This window comes from Amycolatopsis lexingtonensis (assembly GCF_014873755.1).
GTDB lineage: Bacteria > Actinomycetota > Actinomycetes > Mycobacteriales > Pseudonocardiaceae > Amycolatopsis > Amycolatopsis lexingtonensis.
In genome coordinates this window covers 7,355,634-7,379,751 of sequence record NZ_JADBEG010000001.1, presented here as the reverse complement: position 1 = coordinate 7,379,751, position 24,118 = coordinate 7,355,634, and the positions used below count along the sequence as shown (strand labels likewise).

General features: G+C 71.1%; 19 protein-coding genes and 1 pseudogene. 14 read left to right on the top strand and 6 right to left on the bottom strand.

Annotation, left to right across the window (positions count from 1 at the left end):
* Positions 1-102: 102 nt before the first annotated feature.
* From H4696_RS34010 to H4696_RS33990, 5 genes are all read left to right on the top strand, one after another.
* Positions 103-1,491 carry a hypothetical protein gene (locus tag H4696_RS34010; protein WP_086858155.1) on the top strand — a complete coding sequence of 463 codons (1,389 nt, stop codon included), beginning with the start codon at positions 103-105 and terminating at the stop codon, positions 1,489-1,491.
* Entirely contained in the window at positions 1,488-2,231 is a 744-nt protein-coding gene (locus H4696_RS34005; RefSeq protein WP_086858154.1) for an ESX secretion-associated protein EspG, read from the top strand. Before H4696_RS34010 ends, H4696_RS34005 begins: the two co-directional genes overlap by 4 nt.
* Positions 2,228-2,632 carry a hypothetical protein gene (locus tag H4696_RS34000; RefSeq protein WP_086858153.1) on the top strand — a complete coding sequence of 135 codons (405 nt, stop codon included), beginning with the start codon at positions 2,228-2,230 and terminating at the stop codon, positions 2,630-2,632. Before H4696_RS34005 ends, H4696_RS34000 begins: the two co-directional genes overlap by 4 nt.
* A gap of 29 nt (positions 2,633-2,661) precedes the next feature.
* On the top strand, positions 2,662-3,249 hold the full coding sequence (locus H4696_RS33995) for a DUF3558 domain-containing protein (RefSeq protein ID WP_249026917.1): 588 nt from the start codon (positions 2,662-2,664) through the stop codon (positions 3,247-3,249).
* A 72-nt stretch (positions 3,250-3,321) separates the two neighbouring features.
* On the top strand, positions 3,322-4,059 hold the full coding sequence (locus H4696_RS33990; protein WP_086858151.1) for a TetR/AcrR family transcriptional regulator: 738 nt from the start codon (positions 3,322-3,324) through the stop codon (positions 4,057-4,059).
* On the opposite strand, the gene H4696_RS33985 is transcribed toward H4696_RS33990, so the two are convergent.
* The 3 genes from H4696_RS33985 to H4696_RS33975 all read right to left on the bottom strand — a co-directional run bounded on the left by H4696_RS33985 (position 4,056) and on the right by H4696_RS33975 (position 9,039).
* Entirely contained in the window at positions 4,056-4,793 is a 738-nt protein-coding gene (locus H4696_RS33985; RefSeq protein WP_086858150.1) for a 3-oxoacyl-ACP reductase family protein, read from the bottom strand. The two genes, H4696_RS33990 and H4696_RS33985, sit on opposite strands and share 4 nt — an antisense overlap.
* Before the next feature lie 90 nt (positions 4,794-4,883).
* Complete coding sequence (gene leuS / locus H4696_RS33980; protein WP_086858149.1) at positions 4,884-7,724, bottom strand: leucine--tRNA ligase; 2,841 nt, start codon at positions 7,722-7,724, stop codon at positions 4,884-4,886.
* A 154-nt stretch (positions 7,725-7,878) separates the two neighbouring features.
* Positions 7,879-9,039, bottom strand: coding sequence for an esterase-like activity of phytase family protein (locus H4696_RS33975; protein WP_086858148.1), 1,161 nt, complete (start codon positions 9,037-9,039; stop codon positions 7,879-7,881).
* Positions 9,040-9,104: 65 nt separating this feature from the next.
* Between H4696_RS33975 and H4696_RS33970 the strand changes: the two genes are divergently transcribed.
* Positions 9,105-9,524 carry an SdpI family protein gene (locus H4696_RS33970; RefSeq protein ID WP_086858147.1) on the top strand — a complete coding sequence of 140 codons (420 nt, stop codon included), beginning with the start codon at positions 9,105-9,107 and terminating at the stop codon, positions 9,522-9,524.
* On the opposite strand, the gene H4696_RS33965 is transcribed toward H4696_RS33970, so the two are convergent.
* Positions 9,521-10,102 (bottom strand): YqgE/AlgH family protein, encoded by a 582-nt coding sequence (locus H4696_RS33965; RefSeq protein ID WP_169734908.1) that lies wholly within the window; start codon positions 10,100-10,102, stop codon positions 9,521-9,523. The two genes, H4696_RS33970 and H4696_RS33965, sit on opposite strands and share 4 nt — an antisense overlap.
* 209 nt (positions 10,103-10,311) lie before the next feature.
* On the opposite strand from H4696_RS33965, the gene H4696_RS33960 reads away from it, so the two are divergent.
* From H4696_RS33960 to H4696_RS51605, 4 genes and pseudogenes are all read left to right on the top strand, one after another.
* On the top strand, positions 10,312-11,598 hold the full coding sequence (locus tag H4696_RS33960; protein ID WP_086858166.1) for an MFS transporter: 1,287 nt from the start codon (positions 10,312-10,314) through the stop codon (positions 11,596-11,598).
* A gap of 142 nt (positions 11,599-11,740) precedes the next feature.
* Entirely contained in the window at positions 11,741-12,286 is a 546-nt protein-coding gene (locus tag H4696_RS33955; protein WP_086858165.1) for a YbaB/EbfC family nucleoid-associated protein, read from the top strand.
* Positions 12,286-12,609: a WXG100 family type VII secretion target gene (locus H4696_RS33950; protein ID WP_086858146.1), complete on the top strand. Its 324-nt coding sequence runs from the start codon at positions 12,286-12,288 to the stop codon at positions 12,607-12,609. Before H4696_RS33955 ends, H4696_RS33950 begins: the two co-directional genes overlap by 1 nt.
* Positions 12,610-12,618: 9 nt before the next feature.
* Positions 12,619-13,002: pseudogene (locus tag H4696_RS51605) on the top strand (WXG100 family type VII secretion target); the annotation flags it as partial.
* Between the two features lie 1,875 nt (positions 13,003-14,877).
* Here H4696_RS51605 and H4696_RS33945 read toward each other — a convergent pair.
* Positions 14,878-15,141 carry a hypothetical protein gene (locus tag H4696_RS33945; RefSeq protein ID WP_143265014.1) on the bottom strand — a complete coding sequence of 88 codons (264 nt, stop codon included), beginning with the start codon at positions 15,139-15,141 and terminating at the stop codon, positions 14,878-14,880.
* 441 nt (positions 15,142-15,582) lie between these two features.
* A complete protein-coding gene (locus H4696_RS33940; RefSeq protein ID WP_249026920.1) occupies positions 15,583-16,245 on the bottom strand; it encodes a hypothetical protein in 663 nt (220 codons plus the stop codon).
* Between H4696_RS33940 and H4696_RS33935 the strand changes: the two genes are divergently transcribed.
* The 4 genes from H4696_RS33935 to H4696_RS51330 are packed head-to-tail and all read left to right on the top strand — an operon-like array spanning position 16,216 to position 24,118.
* A complete protein-coding gene (locus H4696_RS33935; RefSeq protein ID WP_338064881.1) occupies positions 16,216-20,013 on the top strand; it encodes a toxin glutamine deamidase domain-containing protein in 3,798 nt (1,265 codons plus the stop codon). The genes H4696_RS33940 and H4696_RS33935 overlap by 30 nt on opposite strands.
* Positions 20,013-20,462: a hypothetical protein gene (locus tag H4696_RS33930; protein ID WP_086858141.1), complete on the top strand. Its 450-nt coding sequence runs from the start codon at positions 20,013-20,015 to the stop codon at positions 20,460-20,462. The genes H4696_RS33935 and H4696_RS33930 overlap by 1 nt, the downstream gene beginning before the upstream one ends.
* Positions 20,459-21,874, top strand: coding sequence for a TNT domain-containing protein (locus H4696_RS33925; RefSeq protein WP_192782680.1), 1,416 nt, complete (start codon positions 20,459-20,461; stop codon positions 21,872-21,874). The genes H4696_RS33930 and H4696_RS33925 overlap by 4 nt, the downstream gene beginning before the upstream one ends.
* The gene (locus H4696_RS51330; protein WP_086863848.1) at positions 21,875-24,118 is read left to right on the top strand and encodes an ADP-ribosylglycohydrolase family protein; all 2,244 of its coding nucleotides are present in this window, start codon (positions 21,875-21,877) and stop codon (positions 24,116-24,118) included. It begins immediately after the preceding gene.

Here is a 24,118-nt window from a genome sequence, read left to right as displayed (position 1 = left end):
GTGCGATCGCCTGACCTGGTCGATTCTTCGCACAGCCGGTAACCGGTGGGGTATTGTCCGTGACGCAAGAGGGGAGATCGAACGCGAGGGGAGCGCTGTTCGGTGGGGTTGTTCGGCGACATGCTCGACGCTGCCAAGCACGTCGGGTCGGAGATCGCGCACGCCGTCCAGTCGGGCGGCGAGCGGCTCGGCAACGTCTTGGAGGGCGCGGGCGTCGGCCTGCTCGCGGGCGGCATTCCCGGCGCGGTCGCGGGTGCCTACGTCGGCTCGCAGACCGGCACCGGGGCGGCGAACCCGCAGGCTTCCGGGCTGACACCCGGCCAGCTGGTCCAGGCCGTGATGACCGGTCCCGGCACCGAGTCGCTGCAGAAGGTGCACCAGGCGGGCGTCGACCAGTCGGCTTACCAGCGGCAGCTCGAGCAGGGCACGCGCGAGCTGACTTCCGGTCTCGAGTCCGCGTGGACAGGCGGCGCTTCGGACGCGGCCCGCGAGCGGCTCCAGCCGCTGACGGCGTCGGCGGCCTCGGCGTCCACGACGCTGGACCGCAACTCGACGCTGGCCCAGACGCAGATCGACCAGTTCCACCAGATGAAGAACTCGCTGCACCAGGACGTCACCGACCAGCCGCCGACGCGCAGCGCCTGGGACGTCGCGACGCCGTGGGACACCGACACCGAAGACAAGATCAACCAGTACAACCAGAAGGCCCAGGAGAACGTCGAGCGGTACACCGCGTATTCGCAGCAGTCCAGCTCGAACACCGCGGCCCGGACGATCGACTACGGCCAGCTCCGCGAGTACACCGGCGGCGACTTCACGGTGCAGGACCCGAAGAAGCCCGTCGAACCGCCGCCGCGGAAGCGGACGACGACCGGTGGCGGCGACGACCGGTCGATCGGGTCCCAGGTGCAGCCGCCGCCGACGGTCCACCCGCCGGTCGTCCAGCCACCACCGCCGGGTCAGGTCATACCGCCGGGGCAGGTCACGCCGCCGGGATCGCACCCGTCCGGCGTGGACGACAGCGTTCGGGCGCAGGGTTTCGTGCCGCCGTCGACGCAGTACCCGCCGGGCTACCAGCCACCGGGGACGGGCTTCGGCCCCGGCTCGGGTCCCGGCGGTGGATCCGGTCCCGGCTTCGGGCCGGGGTTCGGACCGGGGTTCGGCCCTGGTGGCGGCGGCTTCGGGCCGGGCTCGTCGTCCGGTGCGAGTGGCGGCGGCAGCGGCACCGGCGCGGGTGCCCGCGGTCCGGGCGCGGCGACCGGAGCCGGCCTCCCCGGCGAAGGACGTCCCGGCGCGGCCGGGGGCGTCCGCGGTGGCGCGGCGGGCAAGCCGGGCTCACCGGGGATGGGCGGCATGGGCCAGGGCGCCAAGGGCGGCAAGGGTGAGGAGGACGCGGAGCACCAGCGCGCGTCCTACCTGGTGGAGGCGGATCCGGAGAGCATCTTCGGCGGCTCCGACGAGCGGACGGTGCCCCCGGTGATCGGGCTGTGATCTTCCTGCCCAAGGCCGCCCTGCTCACCGCGTGGGAGTGGGAACGCCACGGCCCACCGCCCGCGGTCCTCGGCGCCGACAACCTCTGGCTCGGCGACGAGACCCGCAAGCGGCTCGAGGAGCAGGTCCTCGACGTCCTGGCATCCCTCCGGCTCGCGGCGGGCGGCACGTTGACGCGGGAGTTCCGCGACGTCCTGCGCGTCCTGGCGAAGGGCGCGCACCAGTTCACGGCGTGGCTGGGCGACATCGAAGCGGACGAGTCGGGCTCGGTGCTCGTGTCCGCCTCCGGGCCGGACGCGCTCCGACTCGTCCGGAAGGAGGACACGATTCGGATCGACGTCGTGGAACCGTCGCGGCTGGCGGAGTCGCTGGTGGACGTGCTGCCGCCGGTGCCGCCGGCGCGGATTTCGGCGGTGTCGATTCCGGAGGCGCGGTTCTCGGGCCGGGCGACAGAGGAGTCGTACGACCTCGACGACCCGACCGCCGACCGGGGGCGGGACCCGTTGCCGTGGGCCCGCCGGCTGATGGCCGCGCGGCGGACGGGGCTGCACCAGTGCTACGCCGTCAATCGCGGTTCTCGCAGCGCGCCGATCACCGCGGTGGACGTCGCCGGGACCGGGCGGGTGCTGACGTACGTGTATCCGGGGCGCGAGCGGATGGTCACCTTCCAGCCGGGGACCCGGGGTGCGCTGACCGAAGTGCTGTACGCGACCCTGAACGGGTTGGGGGGAGGACGATGACGGGTTCGTTTTTCAGCGGGATCGGCTTCTGGGCGACGGACATGCCGAGTGGCGCGGCGGCGCGGCCTGCTGGTGGGCAGGGGTTCGCGATGAGCAGCTCGGAGATGCGCGCGATGCTTAAGAAGGCCGAGGCGCAGAAGGACACCGTCGTCGAACAGATGCGAGCCGCCGAAGGGTTGAGCCAAGCGAAACCGCCGGCGGAAGAGCCGGTCAGCCGGCAGGCGGTGCTCGGCCCGAACGGGGTCAACGAAGCCGGGCGCTACTACCAGGGCCATCTGCAATACCAGCTCGACTACTACAAGGAACTGATCCGGCGATTGAGTCAAGCCCTCGGCATCACCGAAGCGGCTGACCAGCAAGCCGCGGATTCGACGAAAACGATCAAGGGGTCGCTCGAATGATTCGACGGGTTCTCGTCGGTGCCACCGCGGTGGTCGTCGGCACGGCGTTGCTCACAGCGTGCACTGGTGAACGGCGCACACCCGGCACCGCGTCGGCGGCGCCGACCAGCAGCACGGAACTGCCGAACAGCGGTGCTCCCAAGGTGACGGACCCCCTGCCCGCCAAGGTGCTGGAGGGCAGTCCCTGCGATTCGGCCTTCACCGCCGACCAACTGACCGGTTACCTCGGAGAACACGGTTCGCCGAAACCGAAGGACTCGGAGCTGGGCCCCATGTGCGACTGGGGCAGCACCTCGGGGAGCAGCGCCGGCATCTTGGTCATCTACGAGACCAAGAACGACGAAGGCCTCAGCCTCACCTACAAGAACGAAAAGCCCAAGGCCAAGCGCTGGGTCGACGACCTCGAGCCGGTTCAGGGTTACCCCGCGGTCGGCTACGTGGACGTGGGGTCGACCGACAACCGAACGTGTGTGATCGTCGTCGGTATCTCCGATGAGCTGGCGTACTCGGTCTCGCTGAGCATCGGTGACTCCGCGGTTCAAGCCGGCAAGGACGCCTGCCAGCTGGGGCGCGGTGTTGCCGACACGGTGCTGACCAACCTCAAGGCGCGGGCCTGAGCTGCACCTTTTCGTTACGACGGAGATCGCGTTAATGCAAGACTTGTCGTAGTAAGCACCTAGACTGTTCGGATGAGCCACCCCACGCGGAGGGGTCGCGCGCGTGCGGCTACCGAACAGGACATCCGGCGGACCGCCAGGAAGCTGCTCGTCGAGCAGGGGCCGGAGGCGGTCACCCTGCGCGCCATCGCGCGGGAGCTGGGGATCACCGCGCCCGCGCTCTACCGGTACTACGAGTCCCGTGACGACCTCGTCGAGAACCTGCGGCTGGACGTCTGCGCCGATCTGGCCGACGACCTCGCCGAGGAGATCGCCGAGCTGCCGGACGACGGGATGCTGCAGCTGTTCGCCATCTGCAAGGGGTTCCGGCGGTGGGCGCTCACCCACACGAAGGAATTCACCCTCGTCTTCGCCTCGCCGACCGGGGGCGTGGGATCGACCGCCGGGAGTGCGCTGAGCCGGGTCGACGAGCCGTTCGGGCGGATCTTCCTGGCCGCCGCCGGACGGGTGCTCGCGCGGCACGACATCGTTCTCCCGTCGTCCAGCGGGGTGCCCGACGAGCTGCGTGACGACCTCAAGACGTTCCAGGAATCGCTGGTCACCGTGCTCGTCGAGTCCGACCAGGGCGTGCCGGTGGAGAAGATCGACCTCGGCGTGACGTACCTGATGATCCAGTTCTGGGCCCGGCTCTACGGGCACGTCACGCTCGAGGTCTTCGGCAACTACCCGATCCCCATGTCCAAGCCGGACGTCCTGTTCGAGGCCATGCTCATCGACCTCGCCCGGGAGATCGGGCTCTACTCCGGTTAGGCCGCGTGGCCGCCGTCCACCGACAGCACCGCCGCCGTCACGTACTCGGCGCCGGGTGAGGCCAGGTAGGCGACCGCCGCTGCCACCTCGGCCGGCTTGCCGTAGCGGTCGAACGCCGTCAGCGCGCGCTGGTCGGCCGCGTACGGGCCGTCGGCCGGGTTCATGTCCGTGTCCGTCGGGCCCGGGTGGACCAGGTTGACCGTGATGCCGCGCGGCCCCAGCTCCCGCGCCAGTGCCTTGGTCAGGCCGACCATCGCCGCCTTGCTGGTCGCGTACAGCGCCATGCCCGGGCCGGGCACGCGGTCCGTGACGCAGCTGCCGATCGTGATCACGCGGCCGCCGTCGCTCAGGACGCCGGTCGCGGCCTGGGTCACCGCGAACACGCCGCGGACGTTCACCGCCAGCACGCGGTCGACGTCTTCCAACGCGGTTTCGTCGAACGCGCCCACGAACCCCACGCCCGCGTTGTTCACCAGCACGTCCAGCCGGCCGAACTCGGCCACCACAGCCGAAACGGCGGCCGAAACCGCCGCGACGTCCGCCGAGTCCGCCTGGATCGCCAGCGCGCGGCGGCCGAGGGCCTTGATCTCGTCGACCACCTCGGCCGCCCGCGCGGCGTTGTTCACGTACGTCAGCGCGACGTCGGCGCCGTCCTCGGCGAGCCGCAGTGCCGTGGCCGCTCCGATGCCGCGGCTGCCGCCCGTCACCAGTGCCACCTTGCCGTCGAGGGTCATCCCCGGTTCTCCTTCGATCGAGCCGTTTTCGTTGACTGCTCAATCAAATCGGGGATGACCGCGAACTACCGGCGGCTTTCCGACACGGCGCTACAGGACGATGTTGACCAGCCGTCCCGGCACCACGATCACCTTGCGGGGCGCGCCGTCGCCGACCATCGCCGCCACCTTCTCGTCCGCCAGCGCCGCCGCCTGGACCTCGTCCTGCGACGCGGAAGCCGCGACCGTGACCCGCGAGCGGACCTTGCCGTTGACCTGGATCGGGTACTCGACCGAGTCCTCGACCAGGTACTTCTCGTCCACCACCGGGAACGGGCCCTGCACCAGCGAATCCACGTGGCCCAGCCGGTGCCACAGCTCCTCCGCCAGGTGCGGGGCCAGCGGCGCCAGCATCAGCACCAGCGGCTCGGCCAGCTCGCGCGGCGTCGACGCGGCCGCGCCGTACACCTTGGTGACGTGGTTGTTCAGCTCGATCAGCTTCGCGCCGGCCGTGTTGAACCGCATCTCCGCGTAGTCCTCGCGGACGCCCGCGATGGTCTTGTGCAGCACCTTGCGGTCCGCCTCCGAAGCGTCCTCAGTGGACACTCGCAGCTCGCCGGTCTGCTCGTCGACGACCAGGCGCCACAGCCGCTGCAGGAACCGGTGCGCGCCAACGACGTCCTTCGTCGCCCACGGGCGCGACATGGCCAGCGGGCCCATCGCCATCTCGTAGAACCGGAACGTGTCGGCGCCGTAGTTCTCGGCCATCTCGTCCGGCGTGACGACGTTCTTCAGGCTCTTGCCCATCTTGCCGTACTCCTGGGTGACCTCTTCGCCGTTGAAGAAGTACTTCCCGTCGCGCTCCTCGACCTGCTCGGCCGGGACGTAGACACCGCGCGCGTCTGTGTACGCATACGCCTCGATGTAGCCCTGGTTGAACAGCTTCCGGTACGGCTCCTTGGACGTCACGTGGCCCAGGTCGAACAGCACCTTGTGCCAGAACCGCGAGTACAGCAGGTGCAGCACCGCGTGCTCGACGCCGCCGACGTACAGGTCGACGCCGCCGGTGTCGTCCGCGCCGTACTCGCCGGGCCGCGGGCCCATCCAGTACTGCTCGTTTTCCGGCGCGCAGAACGTTTCGGAGTTGGTCGGGTCCAGGTAGCGCAGCTGGTACCAGCAGGAGCCCGCCCAGTTCGGCATCGTGTTGATGTCGCGGCGGTACTTCTTCGGGCCGTCGCCCAGGTCCAGCTCGACCTCGACCCAGTCGGTCGCGCGCGCCAGCGGCGACGACGGCATCGAGTCGCGGTCCTCCGGGTCGAACGTCACCGGCGAGTAGTCGGCGACCTCGGGCAGTTCGATCGGCAGCATCGACTCCGGAACGGCGTGCACCTCGCCGTTTTCGTCGTAGACGACCGGGAACGGCTCGCCCCAATAGCGCTGGCGCGAGAACAGCCAGTCGCGCAGCTTGTACTGCACGGTCCCGGTGCCGGCGCCCTTCTCGGCCAGCCAGTCGATGATCGTCTTCTTGGCTTCGGCGACGTCCATGCCGTCCAGGAAGCTCGAGTTGATCGCCGGGCCGTCGCCGGTGAACGCCTTGCCGTCGAAGCCTTCCGACGGCTGCACGGTCCGGATGATCTCCAGGCCGAACTTCTCGGCGAACTCCCAGTCGCGGACGTCCTGGCCGGGCACGGCCATGATCGCGCCGGTGCCGTAGCCCATCAGCACGTAGTCGGCGACGAAGATCGGGATCTGCTTGTCGTTGACCGGGTTCGTCGCGTACGCGCCGGTGAAGACGCCGGTCTTCTCCTTGTTCTCCTGCCGGTCCAGCTCGGACTTCCGCGACGCCGCGACGCGGTACTCCTTGATCGCCTCGGCGGGCGTCGCGGCACCACCGGTCCAGCGCTCGTCGACGCCTTCGGCCCACGCGGCCGCGGTCAGCTTGTCGACCAGGGGGTGTTCCGGCGCCAGCACCATGTAGGTGGCGCCGAACAGCGTGTCCGGCCGGGTGGTGAAGACCTCGATCGCGTCTTCGCCCGCCTTGAACGTGACGCGCGCGCCGTGCGAGCGGCCGATCCAGTTCCGCTGCATGGACTTGACCTTCTCCGGCCAGTCCAGCAGGTCCAGGTCGTCGACCAGGCGGTCGGCGTACGCGGTGATCCGCATCATCCACTGCCGCAGGTTGCGGCGGAAGACGGGGAAGTTGCCGCGCTCGCTGCGGCCGTCGGCGGTGACCTCTTCGTTCGACAGCACGGTGCCCAGGCCCGGGCACCAGTTGACCGGCGCTTCGGAGATGTACACCAGCCGGTGGTCGTCGATCACCTTCTTCCGCTCGGACGCGCTCAGCGCCGCCCACTCACGGCCGGCCGGCGTCGGCCGGGAGCCGTCCGCGAACGCGGCTTCCAGCTCGGCGATCGGCCGCGCCTTGCCCGCTTCGGTGTCGTACCAGGAGTTGAAGATCCGCAGGAAGATCCACTGCGTCCAGCGGTAGTACTCAGGGTCGATCGTGGAGATGCGACGGCGTTCGTCGTGGCCCAGGCCCAGGCGCCGGATCTGGCGCAGGTAGGTCCGGATGTTCTCCTCGGTGGTCTTGCGCGGGTGCTGCCCGGTCTGGACCGCGTACTGCTCGGCCGGCAGGCCGAAGGCGTCGAAGCCCATCGTGTGCAGCACGTTGCGCCCGATCATCCGGTGGTACCGGGCGAAGACGTCGGTGCTGATGAAGCCCAGCGGGTGCCCGACGTGCAGGCCGGAGCCCGACGGGTACGGGAACATGTCCTGGACGAACAGCTTGTCGCTGGGCACCGGCTGCCCCTCGACGGCGAGCGGCCCGACGGGGTTCGGCGCGTGGAAGGTCCCCTGGTCGGCCCAGTGGTCCTGCCAGCGCTGCTCGATCTGACCCGCCAGCGCGGCCGTGTAGCGGTGCGCCGGGACGTCGGTCCCTGTCGCCTCAGTCATGACGTCTTCCTTCGTTTCGAGCCGCTCCAGAAACAACTCGACCCCTCAGCCACCAGGGCATGAGGGGTCGCCGCACCGGCCGGGCCGGGCCCGGTCAGCGCGGCAGGCTAAGGAGCAGCCGAGCCGTGTTCATGTGCACATCGTAACTTGCTGGTCAAAGCCGTTCGGAGGGGACCGCCAGTGCGGCGAACTGGGTGACCTGGGTCGCGGAGAAGTTGTTGTCGCTGACCAAGATCAAGCTGCGCTCCCCGTTCGGCAGCTTCGGGCCCCAGGTCATGCCCTCGAGGTTGTCTACTGTGGACAAGCCGAGGTCGGCCGCGTCGAAGAGGAAACGCTTCTTCACCGGCTTGACGTGCTTGGCGTCGGCCAGGGACTTGACGTTCAGGACGTTCGTCGCGCCCGACGTGTCGATCTCGTAGACGCGCACCTTGTTGCCGACGCCGGTGCTGAACGAGCGCTCCATCATGAGGAACTTCGTCGGGTCGGCCTGGTCGGCGGCCAGCACCGAGGAGACGCCGGTCGTCGCGAACGCCGTCGGCGGCACCGGCGCGGCGAACAGGGGCTCCTGCGGGTACGCGTACTGCGCCAGGACCGGGCCGAACCGCGACTGGAGGGTGATCCGCGACAGCGCGCCGGTGGTCGTCGTCGCCTCCGGGCCGTCCTGCAGCAGCGGGCCCTCGACCTCGCTGGCCAGCAGCGAGCCGTACCCGGTGAAGGTGATGCCCTCGAGGACGAGGTTCTGCCGCGGGCCCGCCGTCGGCGTCATCTTCTCGTTCGCGGGGATCGGCAGGTCACGGACGTATTCGCCGTCGCGGCGCGCCTCGCGGATCGACGGGTCGATCAACGTCGTCGCGGTGCGCTCGCCCTCCTGCGACCAGTAGTAGCCGCCGGTCCACGGGTCGACGCGCAGCTCTTCCGGGTCGATCGTCTGCTCGTTCTGCGGCTTCGCCGGGTCGTTCTGCGCGAGCGGCGGGTACGGCGTGCCGTCGGGGCGCAGGAACGGCTTCGTGCCGGTGAAGGTCACCGGGCCGACGCCGTTCGCGGACACCGGGAAGGTCGCGGTGTAGAAGCGGGCAGGGTTGATCGCCGACCGGTCGTCGCAGATCAGCGCGTAACCGCCGGTGCGGGGGTCGTAGTCGATGCTGGACAGGCCGCCGACCGTCGTGCCCTGGAACTGCAGGGCGTTCGGGACGATCGTCTCGCCGAGCAACCGGATGGGCCGCTGGTGACTCTCGGTGGCGCTCGCCGGCGCGGCGGCGAGGATTCCCCCGATCAGGGCAGCGGCCAGGACGGTGGGCAGTACACGCGGTGACATGGCCTGTAGCACAGTCGATCAGGGTATCCGGCAGGTTGCCGGGACGTCACGCTTATCCTTGACCCGTGTTCGCTATCGCGCTGGTTCCGGTCGTGCTGGGTCTGCTCGTCGGTTTTGGTGGGTTCCTCGGGTTCCGAGAGCGCTTGACGCGCGAAGGCGGCACCGGGGTGCGCACGCAGGCGGCGTTGCGCAGTGAAGAGGCGTTCAAGCTGGCCAACCGCGTCGCGGGACTGCCGACCATGGCCGGGGGCGCGATCGCCGTGCTCGCCGGGCTGGCGGGGCTGGCGATGCCGACGACCGGTCTGCTGGTTTCGGCCGCGCTCGCGGGCGTGCTCGCGATGCTCGTGCTGGTCATGGGCGGCGGCGTGCTCGGCAGCCGGGCCGCGCTGACCGTGCCCGCACCGGCTCCGGCGGCGCCCGCCGGCTGCAGCGGATGCGCGTGCGGCGCCGGTGGCTGCGGCGTCTTCAAGAAGGAAGAGGCCTAATTCCGCTGGAGGTCGCCCGGGTGGGTGGCCAGTAGCGCCAGCGGGATGCCCTGGCGGCGCAGCACCTGGCTCCACAGGTCGCCGTTGGGCGAGGCCAGGATGTCGCTCGGCAGCGCGGGCACGATGACCCAGTCGTCGCGCTCGATCTCGCCCGCCAGCTGACCCGAGTCCCAGCCCGCGTAGCCGGCGAAGACGCGCACGCCGCGGACCTTCGGCACCAGCGCCTCGGGGTCGGTGTCCAGGTCGACCAGCGCGACCGGCCCGCGGACCGCGATCACGCCCGGCACGCTCGCCGCCGTCTCGCCGGTGCGCAGCGCGGCCAGGCACAGCGCCGTCTTCTTCTCGACCGGCCCGCCGACGAACACCGCCTGCGGCTCGGCGACGTGCCCGCCCCAGTTGGGCAGCACGTCGTGCACGGCGACGTCGCTCGGCCGGTTCAGGACCACGCCGAGCGTGCCTTCGTCACGGTGATCGATGACGAACACCACGGTCCGCTTGAAGTTGGGGTCGACCATCGTGGGGGCGGCGACCAGGAGCGTTCCCGGCTCAACCTCGGCGTCCGCTGGCACGCGACCCATGATCTCACCTCTGGCCCGGCGAATTACTTCGGCTCGGGAACAATCGCCCCAGCAGCCTCGTTTGAAACATGTGGCCGGCGCACTCCGTGTCCCCCGGGCTCACTGAAGAACCGCCTTTGTGGAATACCGTCCGGCTGGAGCCACACTGCGCATAGCCGCCGAGAGGCGACCTCAGTGCGCCGGCCACCTACTACGCTGGCTCCGTGACGATCAGCACCGGTGCCGAGACCAGCCGACAGGGCCCCCGGGAGCTGTTGAAGGACCCGGACTTCCGACGTCTGCTCTTCACCCGCTTCGCCGCCAGCTGGGGCGACGGCGTCTTCCGGGCCGGGCTCGCCGGCGCCGTCCTGTTCAACCCCGAGCGCGGTGCCAACCCGCTGGCCATCGCGGGCGGGTTCGCCGCGCTGCTGCTCCCGTACTCGGTCGTCGGGCCTTTCGCGGGCGCGCTGCTGGACCGCTGGGACCGCCGTCGCGTCCTGATCTTCGCGAACCTGCTTCGCGGGCTGGCGATCGTCGCTGCGTCGGCGGCCGTGGGGCTCGGCTTCGGCGGGCTCGGCCTGTTTTCGCTGGCACTGGCCGCGGAAGGCATCTCACGCTTCATCGGCTCCGGGCTGTCGGCGTCGCTGCCGCACGTCGTGCGCGCGGAGAGCGTGGTGACGGCGAACGCCTTCGCGACGACGCTCGGCTCGGTGGTCGCCGTCATCGGCGGCGGGTGCGCGATCGGCCTGCGCGCGCTCTTCGGCAGCAACGACGTCGGCTCGGCCGAGACCACGGCGTTCGCCGTCCTCGGCACGCTGGTCTCGGCGTTGATCGCGCGCGGTTTCGCCAGGGGCGTGCTCGGACCGTCCGTGGTCGACGAGCCGCCGAACCCCGTGCTGGCCGTCGCGCGCGGGCTGGCGGACGGTGCCCGCCACGCCTGGCGGGCCCCCAGCGTCACGGCCGGGTTCATCGCGCTGTTCGCGCACCGGGCGTCGTTCGGGGTGTCGCTGCTGGTCACCGTGCTGCTGATGCGGAACTACTTCACCGACCACGGGATCTTCCGCGCCGGCCTGCCCGGGCTGGGGCAGATGGCCGCGCTCGCCGGCACCGGCCTGCTGCTGGCCGGGCTGCTGACCGCGCGGATCGTCCGCAAGTTCGGCCGGCTGCGCGCGGTGCTCGGCTCGCTGCTGCTGGCCGCGATCGCGCAGGCCGCGCTGGGCCTGCCGATGGTGCTGCCGCTGGCCTTGCTCGCGTCGTTCGTGATCACCGGGGCGGGGCAGGTGCTCAAGCTCTGCGTCGACTCGTCGATCCAGCTCGACGTCGCCGACGAGGCGCGCGGCCGGGTGTTCGCGCTGTACGACACGCTCTTCAACATCACGCAGGTGGCGGCGGTTTCGCTGGGCGCGCTCGTCGTGCCGGACGACGGCCGCGCGCCGGGCCTGCTCATCGCCGCGACGGCCTGCTACCTCGTCGGCGGGGCCGGGTACGCGCTGGCCCGGCGGCGCGCGATTCGCTGACGCAAAGACCCGAACCGGTCACGATGACTGCTCCATTGGCATTAGGGTGACGAGCAATCATTAGTAGGTTCGAGGGACATCGGGGGCACCTGTGACCACCGCGGGCGACGACCGTGCACGGCTCGAAGCACGCAATGCCGCGATGAAGGACCAGATGGACACCCTCCTGGAGAACTTCGAGCGGCAGACCGCGCAGCTGCGCGACGCCCAGGCCGCGGCGGCCGAGACCACCGCGCAGGTGAGCTCGCCCGACGGCCTGGTCCGGGCCACGATCGACGCCGGTGGCAGCCTCGCGAAGCTCGAATTCGCCCCGACCACCTTCGAGCGCACGACTCCCGCCCAGCTCGCCACCACCGTCCAGACGCTGGTGCGGCAAGGGTCCTTGCAGGTCAAGCAGAAGATCGCGGACCTGATGGCGCCGATCACCGAAGGCCTGCCCGACCTCGCCGACCTGGTCGAGGGCGCGCCGTCGCTGGCCGGGCTCGTGCCGCAGATCCCCGAATTCGTCGAAGAAGAAGCGCCCGCGCCGCGCCCGGAATCGTTCGAAGAGGGCGGGTCCATCCTGCGCAACGAGCAGGCTCCGCCGCCGCCGATGCCGGCCCCCAAGCCCGCGCCCAAGCGCGTCCGCCCGCCGCGTGACGACGTGGACGAGGAGCCGCCGTCGTCCTGGATGACGAGGGGCGACTGATGCCGGAGGGGGGATCCGGCTTCACCGCGGAACCCGACGCGGTCCTGCGCGCGTCGAACGGCCTGGTCACGGCCGCGGACGGACTCGACAACGCGGTCAAGGCGCTGCAGAGCGCGCTCGCCGCGCAGGGCGAGTGCTGGGGGAACGACGACTCCGGCAAGGAGTTCGCGAAGGACTACGTGCCGGGCGCGCAGGGCGCCGTCGAGGGGTTCACCAACCTCGTGCAGGGGTTGCGGGGGATGCAGCAGAACGTCGCCAAGTCGATGAAGGCCCTCTCGGGCGCCGACGAAGACGTGACGTCCCAGCTGAGCAAGGGGCAATGACGCGTGGGTATGGAGATGCCCGACGCGGTCAAGTGGCTGCTGCCGATCGTCGTCGGGGAGAGCTGGCCCGAGGGCGACGAGACCAAGCTGCGCGCGCTGCGCGACGCGTGGCACACGGCGTCGACGGCGATCGGGCCGGCGTCCGAAGCGGGCAACCAGGCGGCGTCCGGCATCCGCGACAACTGGACCGGCGACGGCGCGGACGCGTTCGCCGAGCAGTGGAAGAAGTTCGTCGAGGGCGACGAGGCGTACTTCAAGCAACTGGCCGACGCGGCGAAAGCCCTCGGCGATTCGTGTGATCAGACGGCACTGGACGTCGAGTACACGAAGTACATGATCATCATCTCGCTGATCATCCTGGCCGCCCAGATCGCGGCCATGATCGCGGCGGCGGCGGTCACGTTCGGCGGGTCGACGGCGGGTATCGCGCCGGCCCAGATCGCGACCCGGATGACCGTGCAGATGCTGTTCCGGCAGCTGCTCGAGAAGCTGGCTCAGCAGGGGTTCAAGCAGCTCGCGAAGGAGCTGCTGGAGAAGCTGCTCAAGCAGGGCCTCAAGAAGATCGGCATGGAGGTCCTCAAGAACGAGGCCATCAATCTCGGCATGGACGCGGGCATCCAGGGCCTGCAGATGGCGAAGGGCGACCGCAAGGACTGGGACTGGTCGAAGACGTCCGACGCGGCGATCTCGGGCGCGGTCGGCGGCGTCGTGGGTGCGGCTTCGGGGTCGATCGGGCGCGGGGCGACGGAGGGGTTGTCGCACAGTGCTGGTGGGCAGGTCGCGGACGCCGCCATGCGGGCGGGGGCGCGGGGCGCGGTCGAGGGTGTCGCGCAGACGGTCGGGCAGGCGGCGGTTACCGGGGATCTCGGGTCATTGACGCCGGAGCAGCTGCTGATGGGCGCTTCGAGCGGGGCGGTCGGGGGTGCCGTCGGGGGTGCGAAGGAGCAGCTGCACTCGGTTCACGAGGCGAACATTCCGCGGTCGGAGTCGGATTCCGGGTCTGATTCGGCTGAGTCGCGGAGTTCGGAGGCTGAGGGTCGGCAGGAGTCTGGGCCTGAGTCGCGGGGCGAGCAGCCCGAGGGGCGAGGTGAGTCGGCACCGGAATCACGCGGCGAGCAGACCGAGGGTCGAGGTGAGTCGGCGCCCGAGTCGCGCGGCGAACAGGCCGAGGGTCGAGGTGAGTCGGCACCGGAATCGCGCGGCGAGCAGCATGAGTCGGCGCCTGAAACGCGCGGCGAGCAGACCGAGACTCGACGCGAGTCAGCACCCGAATCACGGGGCGAGCAGCCCGAGCCCCAGCGTGAATCGGCGCCCGAATCGCGAGGCGAGCAGCCCGAAGCTCGGCGTGAGGCGGCGCCTGAGACGCGGAGTGAGTCGGCACCCCAATCGCGGGCCGAGGAACCTGAGAGTCGGCAGGAGTCCGCGCCTGAATCGCGGAGTTCCGAACCGGAGGTGCGCCAGGAGCAGCCATCGTCCGCGCCCGAGTCGCGGACCGAGGAGCCGCGGCGGGAGGCGCCGTCGGAACCCGCGGCGCGGGCAGATGCCGCGTCGGAGCCTGAAGTGCGGCAACGCGCGGAAAGCGCCCCGAACCCGGCACCGGTCGCGCACCAAGCCGAATCGCATCGAGCGGCAGCGGAATCCCAGGGCGGCTACGGCATGGCGCCGCCCCCAGGAGCGGGCCCGGAGCTCGGACGCCAGAACGCCGGACGTCCGCAGGACAACGTCGGGGCAGCGGGTTTCACGGGCGGCCAGAACCAGCCCTTCGCGGCGGATGCCGGGCCGGCGCCGGTTCAGGGCGGTGGGTCGCCGCAGTCTCCGGGCGGGTTCACGCCGCCCCCGCCGGCGGGTATGCCGGGCGGTGGTCAGGGTCCGATGCCGTCTCGCGGTGGAGAGCAGCCGCGGATGCCGGATCCGCGCCGGATGATGCAGGGTGGGCAGCCGCCGCTGGGTGGGCCGCCACCTGGGTTGCAGGGTGGCCAACGGACTGGCCGACCGCAGGGCGGACAGCTTCCACCCGGCGGCCAGCCGCCACGCGGAGGTCAGCCGACGCAGGGCGGACAAGGGGTTCACCCCGGTGGGCAGACAGGGCAGCGGCTTCCGGGAGGCGGCCGGCCACCGCACACCGCGCAGCCAGTTCCACAGGGTGGCCAGCCGCCACACGGCGGACACCCCTTCGCGGCAGGCAGCCAGCCACCGCACACCGCACAGCCACTTCCGCAGGGTGGCCAGCCGCCACACGGCGGACACCCCTTCGCGGCAGGCAGCCAGTCACCACACACTGCACAGCCACTTCCGCGGGGTGGTCAGCCACCGCACACTGGGCAACCGCTTCAGTCCGGCGGTCAGCCACAACTTGCTGGGCAACCGCATCAGCAAGGCGGGCGACCACCGCAGGGTGGGCAGCCCGGGGGACCGCCGCGGCAGGGTGGGCCGGTGCCGCAGGATCCGCGGTGGTTGCTGCATGGGGGGCAGCCGCCGTTGCCGGGTGGGCCGGTGGTTCGTGGTGGGCAGCCGCAGGGTGGGCAGCCGCACAACGGCGGACCTCAGAGTGGGCAGCCACAGAGCAGCGGACTGCAGGGTGGGCCGCCGCACAACGCTGGGCCTCAAGGTGGACCGCCGAATAACGGCGGACTGCAGGGTGGGCCGCCGCACAGCGGTGGGACTCAAGGCGCGCCGCCGCACAATGGTGGGCCTCAGGGTGGGCAACCGCCGGTTCAGCATGGGGGGCCGTTGCAGCCTCGGGGACCGCAGTCTCCTGGCGGGCAGCCGCCGCAAGGTGGGTTGGCTCCTCATGATCCGCGGCGGGTGCCGCCGCCGGTGGGTGGGCAGCGGCCTGCCGGGTACCCGACTCAGCCTCGGGGGCCGCAGGGGCCTGGGCCGCATCCCGGTGGGCGTCCGCCGATGGCGCCTCCGCCGGGTGGGCGTCCTCCGATGCCTTCGCACGATCCTCGGTTCGGGCCGCCGCGGGAGCACTTACCGCGTGGGCCGTTCGAGCCGCCTCGGCCGGTGGACCGGGTGCCGGGCGAGCAGCAGCCGCCTGCCGCGCACGAGACGCATACCCGCGACGAACAGCGCCCGGTGGAGCCGGAAACGACCCCACGCGAGCGCACGGAGGAACCGGCCTCGGCCGGGCAAGAACCGCGCGCCGGCGAGGACCCGACGGCTCAGCACGCCGCCGGAGAGCGGCAAGCCGAGCCAGAAGCGAACCGCGCAACGGAGTCCGAAACTGCTCCACGCGAGCAGGAACCGCGTACCGATGGCGACCCGGCACGCCAGCACGCCGAGCACCCGGCAGAACCCGAAACGGCCACGCACGAACAGCACCCGGCAGAACCCGAAACGGCCAAGCAAGACGAGCCGGCTGCCCAGGACGGGGCCGAGCAGCAACCGCCGGGGACCGAAAACCGGACGCACGACTACGGGCACGCCGAACCGCACGAGCCCTACCTCGGCGACGCTGACTTCCACACCGATGATCCCGCCGGGATCCGGCGGGTCGAGGACACCTTCATGGACTCCGGGCGCCAGAGCCTGGAAGACGGCGAGTGGCGGCACGAACAGGTCCGCCGCGAGGCGCTCGCCAAGCGCGACGAGCACCACCCCGGGATGTCTGACGACGGGGCGTTCGCCGTCCACGCCTACACGCGGTACGAGATGGTCGGGCCGCTCAACCGGGCGCTGCGGATGGGTGGCCCCGAGCTCGTCGACCTCGCGCCCCAGGCTGGTGCGCTCGTCTCCGGGCTGAACGAACTCCCGCCGCACGTCGGGACCGTCTCGCGGCGGGTGGACTTCGGCGGCAACGTTTCGCGCCTCGAGGCCTTCGTCGCGCGGTTCCACGACGGGGCGCACATCACCGAACCGTCGTTCCTCAGCTCCTCGAAGGTCGACGCCGATCAGCCGCGTAGCAGGTTCCCCGGCGAAGTCGAGATGCGGATCCAGTCCAAGACCGGGCGGGACGTCGAGTCGATGGCCAGCATCGGCCACGAGCGCGAGGTCCTCTTCAAGGCCGGGACGCAGTTCGCGATCACCGGTGTCGAGGAGGGGCCGGGCCACCCCAACCACAAGCCGCGGCCGGAGCCGGGGCAGCCGCACTACGTCGTGCACGCCGAGGAGATTCCGCCCGGGGATCCGCGGCACCTCGGGCCGGACGAGGCCCGCCAGGCCATCGAACAGCGGCGGGCCGACGAGCGCGCCGACGAAGAACGCTTCCAACGCGAGGCCGACGAAGAACTCGAGCAGTTCTACGCCGAGCACCCCGAGCTACGTCCGGGCGACATGTCGAAGCTGACCGCCTTCGACGATCCCAACGCGGCGCCGCTGCCCGAGCGGCCGCCGCCCGCGACCGGGGAGCCGGACCGGGGCTGGTCGCAGCTCGCCGAGCCGCTGACGCCGGGTGGGCAGCCCGTCTTGCACGCCGGGTCGGTTGAGACGCCGCAGCAGCACGCGCGGCTCGTGCGGGACGCCGTTCCCGAGCTGGGGGCGGTCAACACCCGCAACCACTACAGCCCGGACGGCCTCCAGAACGGCTTCCGGACCAACGCCGCCGAGTCGATGGTCGCCTTCGAACGGCGGATGAACGGCGAGGACGTCGTCGCCGGGCCGGCGCGGCAGCAGAGCCTCGCCGACCTCCGCGAGCAGCTCGGCGGGCAGTGGCACGACCGGGGCAGCTTCGACGACGTCGCCCGTGACCTCGGGGAACGTCCGGTCGGCGCGCGGACGGCCGTCGCCTTCGAGACACCCGGCGGCGAGACGCGGCTGGTCGCCGGCGTGCACACCGAGCACGGGGTGCTTTTCGCCGATCCCGTGACCGGGCGGCTCGCCGAGCTGCCGCACGACGCCACCGGCATCCACGCCATGCCGCTCGGCGGCGGGGACGCACCGGTGCCGCACCACGAGGGCATCTCCGACCGGCTCAACCCGACGACCGAACGGGTGCCGCACGACGAGGGCTACCTCTTCGACGGCGAGCACCGCGCCACCCCGGCCGACCACGAGAGCATCCGCCGCGCGGTCGGTGACGAGGACATCTACCAGCAGATCCACGACCGCGCGCTGGACCGCCGGGACGCCGCGGGGCTGCCGCTCACCGACGAGGGCGCCGTCGCGCTGCACGGCTACACCCGCGGCGAGTACGCCTACGACGTCAACGAGGCCCTGCGCCGCGGCCCGGACCACCCCGGGTTCGATCTCGCGCACGAGAACACCCGCGCGATCATGGACGGCCTCAACCAGGTCCCCCGCACGTCCGGGGAGAGCCTGCGCGGCATCGACGTCGGCGGCGATCCGCGGCTGGCCGAGCTGGTCGCCGGGCCGTACGAGCCGGGGTCGGTCGTCGTCGAGCCCGCGTTCTCCAGCGCGTCGATCAAGACCGACGACTTCTCGACGTCGAAGTTCGGCGACGACGTCGAGCTGCACGTCCGGTCGGACAACCTGCGCGACATCTCCAAGCTCGCCGAGAACCCGGGCGAGCGCGAGTCGCTTTCCCCGCCCGGCACCCAGCTGCTGGTGCACGAACGCCGCCTCGAGATGACGCCCGACGGCCGCCGCAAGTGGGTCATCGAAGCCGAGGAGATCGGGCCCGGGCACCCGCGCTACCTCGACCCCGAGGCCGCGCAGCAGAAGATGGCCGAGCGGCGCGCGGAAAACGACCACAACGCGGCCGAGTTCGAACGCCGCAGGCAAGCCGCGCTGATGGAGCGGCTCAACGGCTTCGACGAACCCGAGCACGTCGCCCCGTCGCCGGAGCAGCCGACCGTCCACGACACCGCCGAGGACACCCCGGCCGAACCGCCGCCGGCCGCCGAACCGGGGCCGGACTACTCACGGCTGGCGCGTTCGACGAACCCGCCAGCCGAACCGGCCATCCACGCCGGCGGCACGACGCCGAGCGAGCGCGCGGCCTACGTCCAGGACCGCCACCCGCACCTGCGCGACGTCAACCCGGGCTTCCGCGAGCCCGGCGCGCTCGAGAACGGGTACCTGTCGAACTGCACGCGCGGTCCAGAGGCCTATATGGACCGCTTGCGGGGCGGCGACATGACGGCCGAGCCGATCCTGCTGCACGAAATGGGCAGCCGCGGCACGCTCGAACACCTCGAAGGCCGGTTCGGCGAGACGTTCTCCGCGCGCGGCAGCTACGACGACGTCATCCGCGAAATGCGGGAACGGCCGCTGGACCACCACGCCGTGGTCGCCGTGAAGTACGACGGCCCGAACGGGGTCGAGTACGGGCACGTGGCGATGGTCGTGCACACCCGCGACGGCGTCGCGTTCATCGACCCGCAGTCCGGTGACCTGATGCACCTGCCGCAGCCGCCGAAGAGCATCAAGCTGATGCACGTCGGCACGCCGGACGAGGTGCACATCGGGTCCGACCACGTCACGGGGGAGCACGGCGGGTACGGGACAGCGGCCCCGCACGAGGAGTTCCTGGCCCGCGACGACGTCGCCGCCGCGCTCGACGGGCACGCGGACGCCGACTACATCCGCGCCCACCTGGCGGAACACCCCGGCCTGGTGGGGGTGCTGAGCGACCCGGGCAACGACTACCTGACGCGCTCGCTGCTGGACAACCCGAAGACGCTGGCCAGCCTCCTCAAGCACCCCGAGGCGATCCCGATCCTCGAGGACGCGGTCCACGAGGTGAACGAGCGCGGCTACAGCGTGATCGACGACGTGGAGCAGCAGGGGGTCGATCCGTTCGACCCGACGCCGGAGCAGGCGGAAATCTCCGACGGAGTCGCAGCGATCGTCAACGAGACCGAGAGAGTCCTGCGGCTGCACGCGAGTTTCGACCTGAGTCAGGTCGGTGATCCGGAGTACTGCCGGCAATGGGTCGCGGACGAGCGCGAACGCTGGCCCGAAACCCAGGGCACGCTGAACCGCATCACCGAGCGGATCGCCGGCGAGACCGACGGCCACCCGGGATTCCGGCCGGAACCCAAGGACGACGTCCGGGCGCTGGCGAAAATCGCGAAGTACGGCTGGGACGGTTCACGGCTGACCGACCTGGTCGGCGCGAAGATCCAGTTCGAGCGGGTGGCGGACATGTACCGGGCACTCGACGCGGTGCGCGGCGATCCCGAACTCACGATCGTCAAATTCTCGGATCGGCTCGCCGCCCCGCAGGACAGCGGTTACCGGGACCTGCAGCTCAACGTCCGGCTGCCGAACGGGCACGTCGCCGAACTGCGGCTGCACCTGACGCACATCGATGAGGTCGCGTCCTACGAGCACGCGCTCTACGAGGTGCGCCGGGACTTCGAGACCTTCAGCAAGAAGGAGGGCCGCGAGGGCTTCCTTTCCCCGGAAGAGGCAGCCCTCGACGCGGCGTTGACCGAACAGGTCCGAGACCGTTTCGGGGACGCGTTCCGACGGGGACTGACAGCCGAGGAGAGCAGCTGATGGCCGTTCGGACACCTATGTACTACAAGTACTACGCCCAGACCTACCGGATCGACCAGACGCCCGGCGGCGGCTTGGCGGGCACCCTCCTCGATCTGCGGACCGGATTCTTCGTACCGGACAGCAGCCACATCCGCGAGGTCATGCGAGCAACCACCGATTCGAACATCGACGGTCCCCTCAGCGAAGAGAAGTTCGTCCACGAGACGGAGATCGAGCGGAACCACTACTTGTCCGGCGACGGCCCGATCTTCGCGCTCTACGAGACGATCAACGGGATCGACAACGCAGCCTTCCAGGAGGGACGCCGCCGGACTCCGCAGGAGACCGCGCTGGTCCGTGCACTCCAGAAGCGGACCTTCAAGATGTGGGAAGACGAAGCTGCCCGGATCGCCGCCGGTGAGCCGCCGTCGTTCACGGTGACGAGCCGCTTCAACGCGGGGCAATGATTCACGTGGAACAACGACTTTCGCCGGACGAGCAGCGCACCCTCCTGGTGCAGCTGGGAAAGCTCCTGCGCGACCACCGGGTGGACGCCGCCGGGCCGGCCGCCGTCGACTTCCGGCAGGTCGGGGCGCACCGCGAACTCGAAGGCCACAACGCGACGACGTCGGACGCGCTCGCCGAGCTCTTCGCCCAGCTGCGCGAGGGGATGTACGCCGAGGACCGCGGCACCTGGCTGCAGGCGCGGTTCACGCTCAACCCCGACGGCACCTTCGACTTCGACTTCGCGCGCGACGACGACCCGGTGTGGACCGAGCCGCCGGCCGCGAACGCCTATCCCGACGAGCTCGCCGCGTTCCCGCGCGCCGACGCGCACATCCCGGACTGGTGGCGGCTGCGCGCGCAGCTACCGCTGGGTCTCGAGTTCCGGCACGCCGAGATCGGTGACGCGGACGTCGAACGGCCGCCGCTGACCGACACCGAGGTCCCGCTCGTGCTGCAGTACCTCGAGCGCGAAGCCGTCGTGCACGAAGACGCCGAGCAGCGCTTCCACACCGACGGCACCTGGATCTGGTCCGAGGCGGTGCCGCTCCTGCTCGCGAAGCACGGCGTTCCGCCCGAACCGGACCTGGTGGCGCACATCCGGCGCAACCACTTCCAGCCGCCGTACGTCGAGCCGCTGGTGCGGCGGACCGCCGAGGCGGACCTGCTCGGCGAGCCGCGGCCGAAGCCGGGACGCGCCGACGTGAAGAAGACCGCCGGGGACGTCGCCGCCGAGCTGGAGACGACGCCGGATCCGCGGCTGGCCGACGACGAGCTGCTGATCGTGCTGGTCCAGCGGCTCGGCGAGCACGGCGTCTGGCCAGAGGCCTACCGGGTCGGGGAGCGGGCGGACGGCACGTGGTGCCTCAACTTCACGACCGACGGCTGGGAGGTCGCGGCCTACGCCGGCGGGAAGCCCCGCGAACCGAAGTTCTTCGACCGGCTCGAGGACGCCGCGCAGCAGCTGCTGGGCGCGTTGCTGCTGCACCCCGCCCGGATGACCGCCGGCCACGAAACGCCGTTGGAAACCGCGCGGGAGCTCGACGACTGGCCGGTCCACCCGGCTCCGGGTGAGCCTCCCCTCACCCTGCTCCGCAACAAGCGCATCACCCGGCTGGTGGCGGGTACGGTCGTCCTGCGCTTCGGCGAGGAACCCGGCAACCTCGTCCACCACGGGGAGGTACGGTTCGCCACGACGTCGCTGCCGCTGGAACGTGAGCGGGAACGGCGGAGCTACCGGCTGAGACGCCCGCTGCACGTGATCACCGGCATCACGGTTCCGTGGGCGAACCTGCCGGGTGGCGCGGTGGCCTTCGTGCTGCCGAAGACGATCGCCGAGCACGAGTCCGACGGAAGCCTGGAGAGGATCGAGTAGGTGGAAGCGGCGGAAGCGATTGCCAAGGTCGGCCAGTGGCTGCGCGCGGTGCACGGTCCGGACGTCTCCGGTCCCGCCGGGCTCCGGGTGGACACCGAAAAGGTCCTGCGCATCCCCGAGGGCTGGTCGGTGCCCTACAACACCATCGCGTTCCTCGACGAGGGACGGCCGGAGAAGGAGATCTTTCCGCCGCCGTCGGTCGTGGTCCGCGAGCCGGACGGCGAACTGCGGCAGGCGCACCCGCACCCCGGCGGGCTGTCCGTGCCGGTGGCGTTCCCCGGCCAGGAGAACTGGCGCGAGGTCGTCGACCCCGAGTACGTGAAGGCCGGGCTCGGTGAGCTGGGCGTGCCGCTGCAGGCGGTCGCGGGCTGGGTGAAGGTCGACGCCGAGGGCAACCAGACCGGCGAAGAGCGCGAGAACCCCGAGTACAAGGCCGGGCCGATCCGCCGCGGCTACCCGAAGCCGGAGAACACCCTCGAAACGCTGCTGTCGTTCGGCAGCGTCGGCTGGCTGACCCGGGAGCTGCTGCTCATCGGGCTGATCCGCTGCGAGGTGTTCGTCCCGCTCGACCTGGAGACCGGCAAGACCGACCGGTTCTACTTCGCCGAGGAACGCAACGAGCTCAAGGTGTTCAGCTCGACGCGGCACCTGCCCTCGCGCGAGCACGGCTGGTGGAAGGTCGACGTCGCCACGCTCGCCGAGTTCGAGCACCCGCCGAACCTGGTCATCAACGGCGGCCCGACGACCATCGAGGACGTCTCCAGCGGCGAGCTCGCGGAGATCGTCAAGCGGTTCCCGCGCCACGAGCCGCGCATCGACGTGCACGGCCGCTGCCCGGAGGCCGAGGAGGACCTGATCCGCGTCGCCGCCGACACCGCGGCGCGGATGGGGCTGCCGGACCCGGTGAAGCCGCCGCTCAAGGCGGCCGAGAAGGCCCGGCGGCGGGGCTTCGAGCTCACCGCCGAGGAGTGCGCGAAGACCGTGCTCGGCGAGTCCTGGCTGAAGCGGCTGCAGATGCCGGAGCCGCCGCGGAGCAAGCCCAACGACCTGCGCGCGAACGGCCTGGCCCCGGCCTACGACAACGCCGGGCGCACGGTGCCGCGGCTCGACACGTTCGGCAAGTACCCCGAGCGCGACCTCGACGGCTTCCGCTACGGCTGGCAGCGCGTCACGGGCGCGTACGTCGGCTTCGCGCTCGGCGAGGCCCTCGGCGCGGCCGTCGACCGGATGATGCTGCACGACATCCACGCGAAGTACGGCATCGAAGGCGTGACCGAGCTGCTGCCGGCGTTCGACCAGGTGGGCCGGATCGGCTCGCTGACGCAGCGGCTGCTGTTCTACACCGAGGCCGTGGTCCGCAGCCCGCACCGCGAACAGCCGGAGTCGCGCGAAGCCGAGCAGCTCTTCCCCGGCGTCGTCCGCGGGGCGCTGCAGCGCTGGCTGCGCACCCAGGGCGCGCCGATGGAGAACGCCGACGGCTGGCTCGTCCAGGTCCCCGACCTGCACGCCCGCCGCGACGCCGACGACGCCGAGCTCAACGCCTACCACCAGCTCGCCACCGAGACGCCCGGCGCGCCGCCGCTGACCGGTCCGGCCGCGCTGATCCCGGCGCTGCCCGCCGCGCTGACCATGGCCGGGCCCGGCAGCGGGTTCAGCGGCGGCGCCCGCCAGGCGGTCCGCGACCTCGCCGGCGTCACCCACCCGACCGAGCCCGACCTGGCCGCCGCGACGTACCTGACCTGGCTGTTCGAGCACGCGCTGACCAAGGAGGCGTTCAGCTTCCCGATCTGGAACCTCAGCCGCGAGGTGCTCAACCCGGACAACCAGTTCCAGCAGGGCCCGGAGTGGACGGCGATCGGGGACATGGTCGCCGAGTCGGTGCCGTTCTTCGGCGAGCACGGGCTGCCCGACCTGCGGATGGCGGAGCTGATCGGCGACGGCCAGACGACGCTGTCGGTGCTCGGCCGCGCCTTCGCCGCGCTGTCCGGCTTCGAGAACTACCCGGAGCAGGCGCTGCTTCGCGCGGTCAACCACTCCGGCCGCAGCGCCCTCACCGGCGCGCTCACCGGGGCCCTGCTGGGCGCGCGCACCGGGATCCCCGGGCTGCCGCAGAAGTGGGTCGACCAGCTGGAGCTGCGCTACCTGGTCGAGAACGTCGCTTCGGACGCCTACTGGCACTTCGACCGGCACTCGGCGCTGAGCGCGCAGGGTGACGCGTGGATCGAGCGGTACCCGCGGCATTAG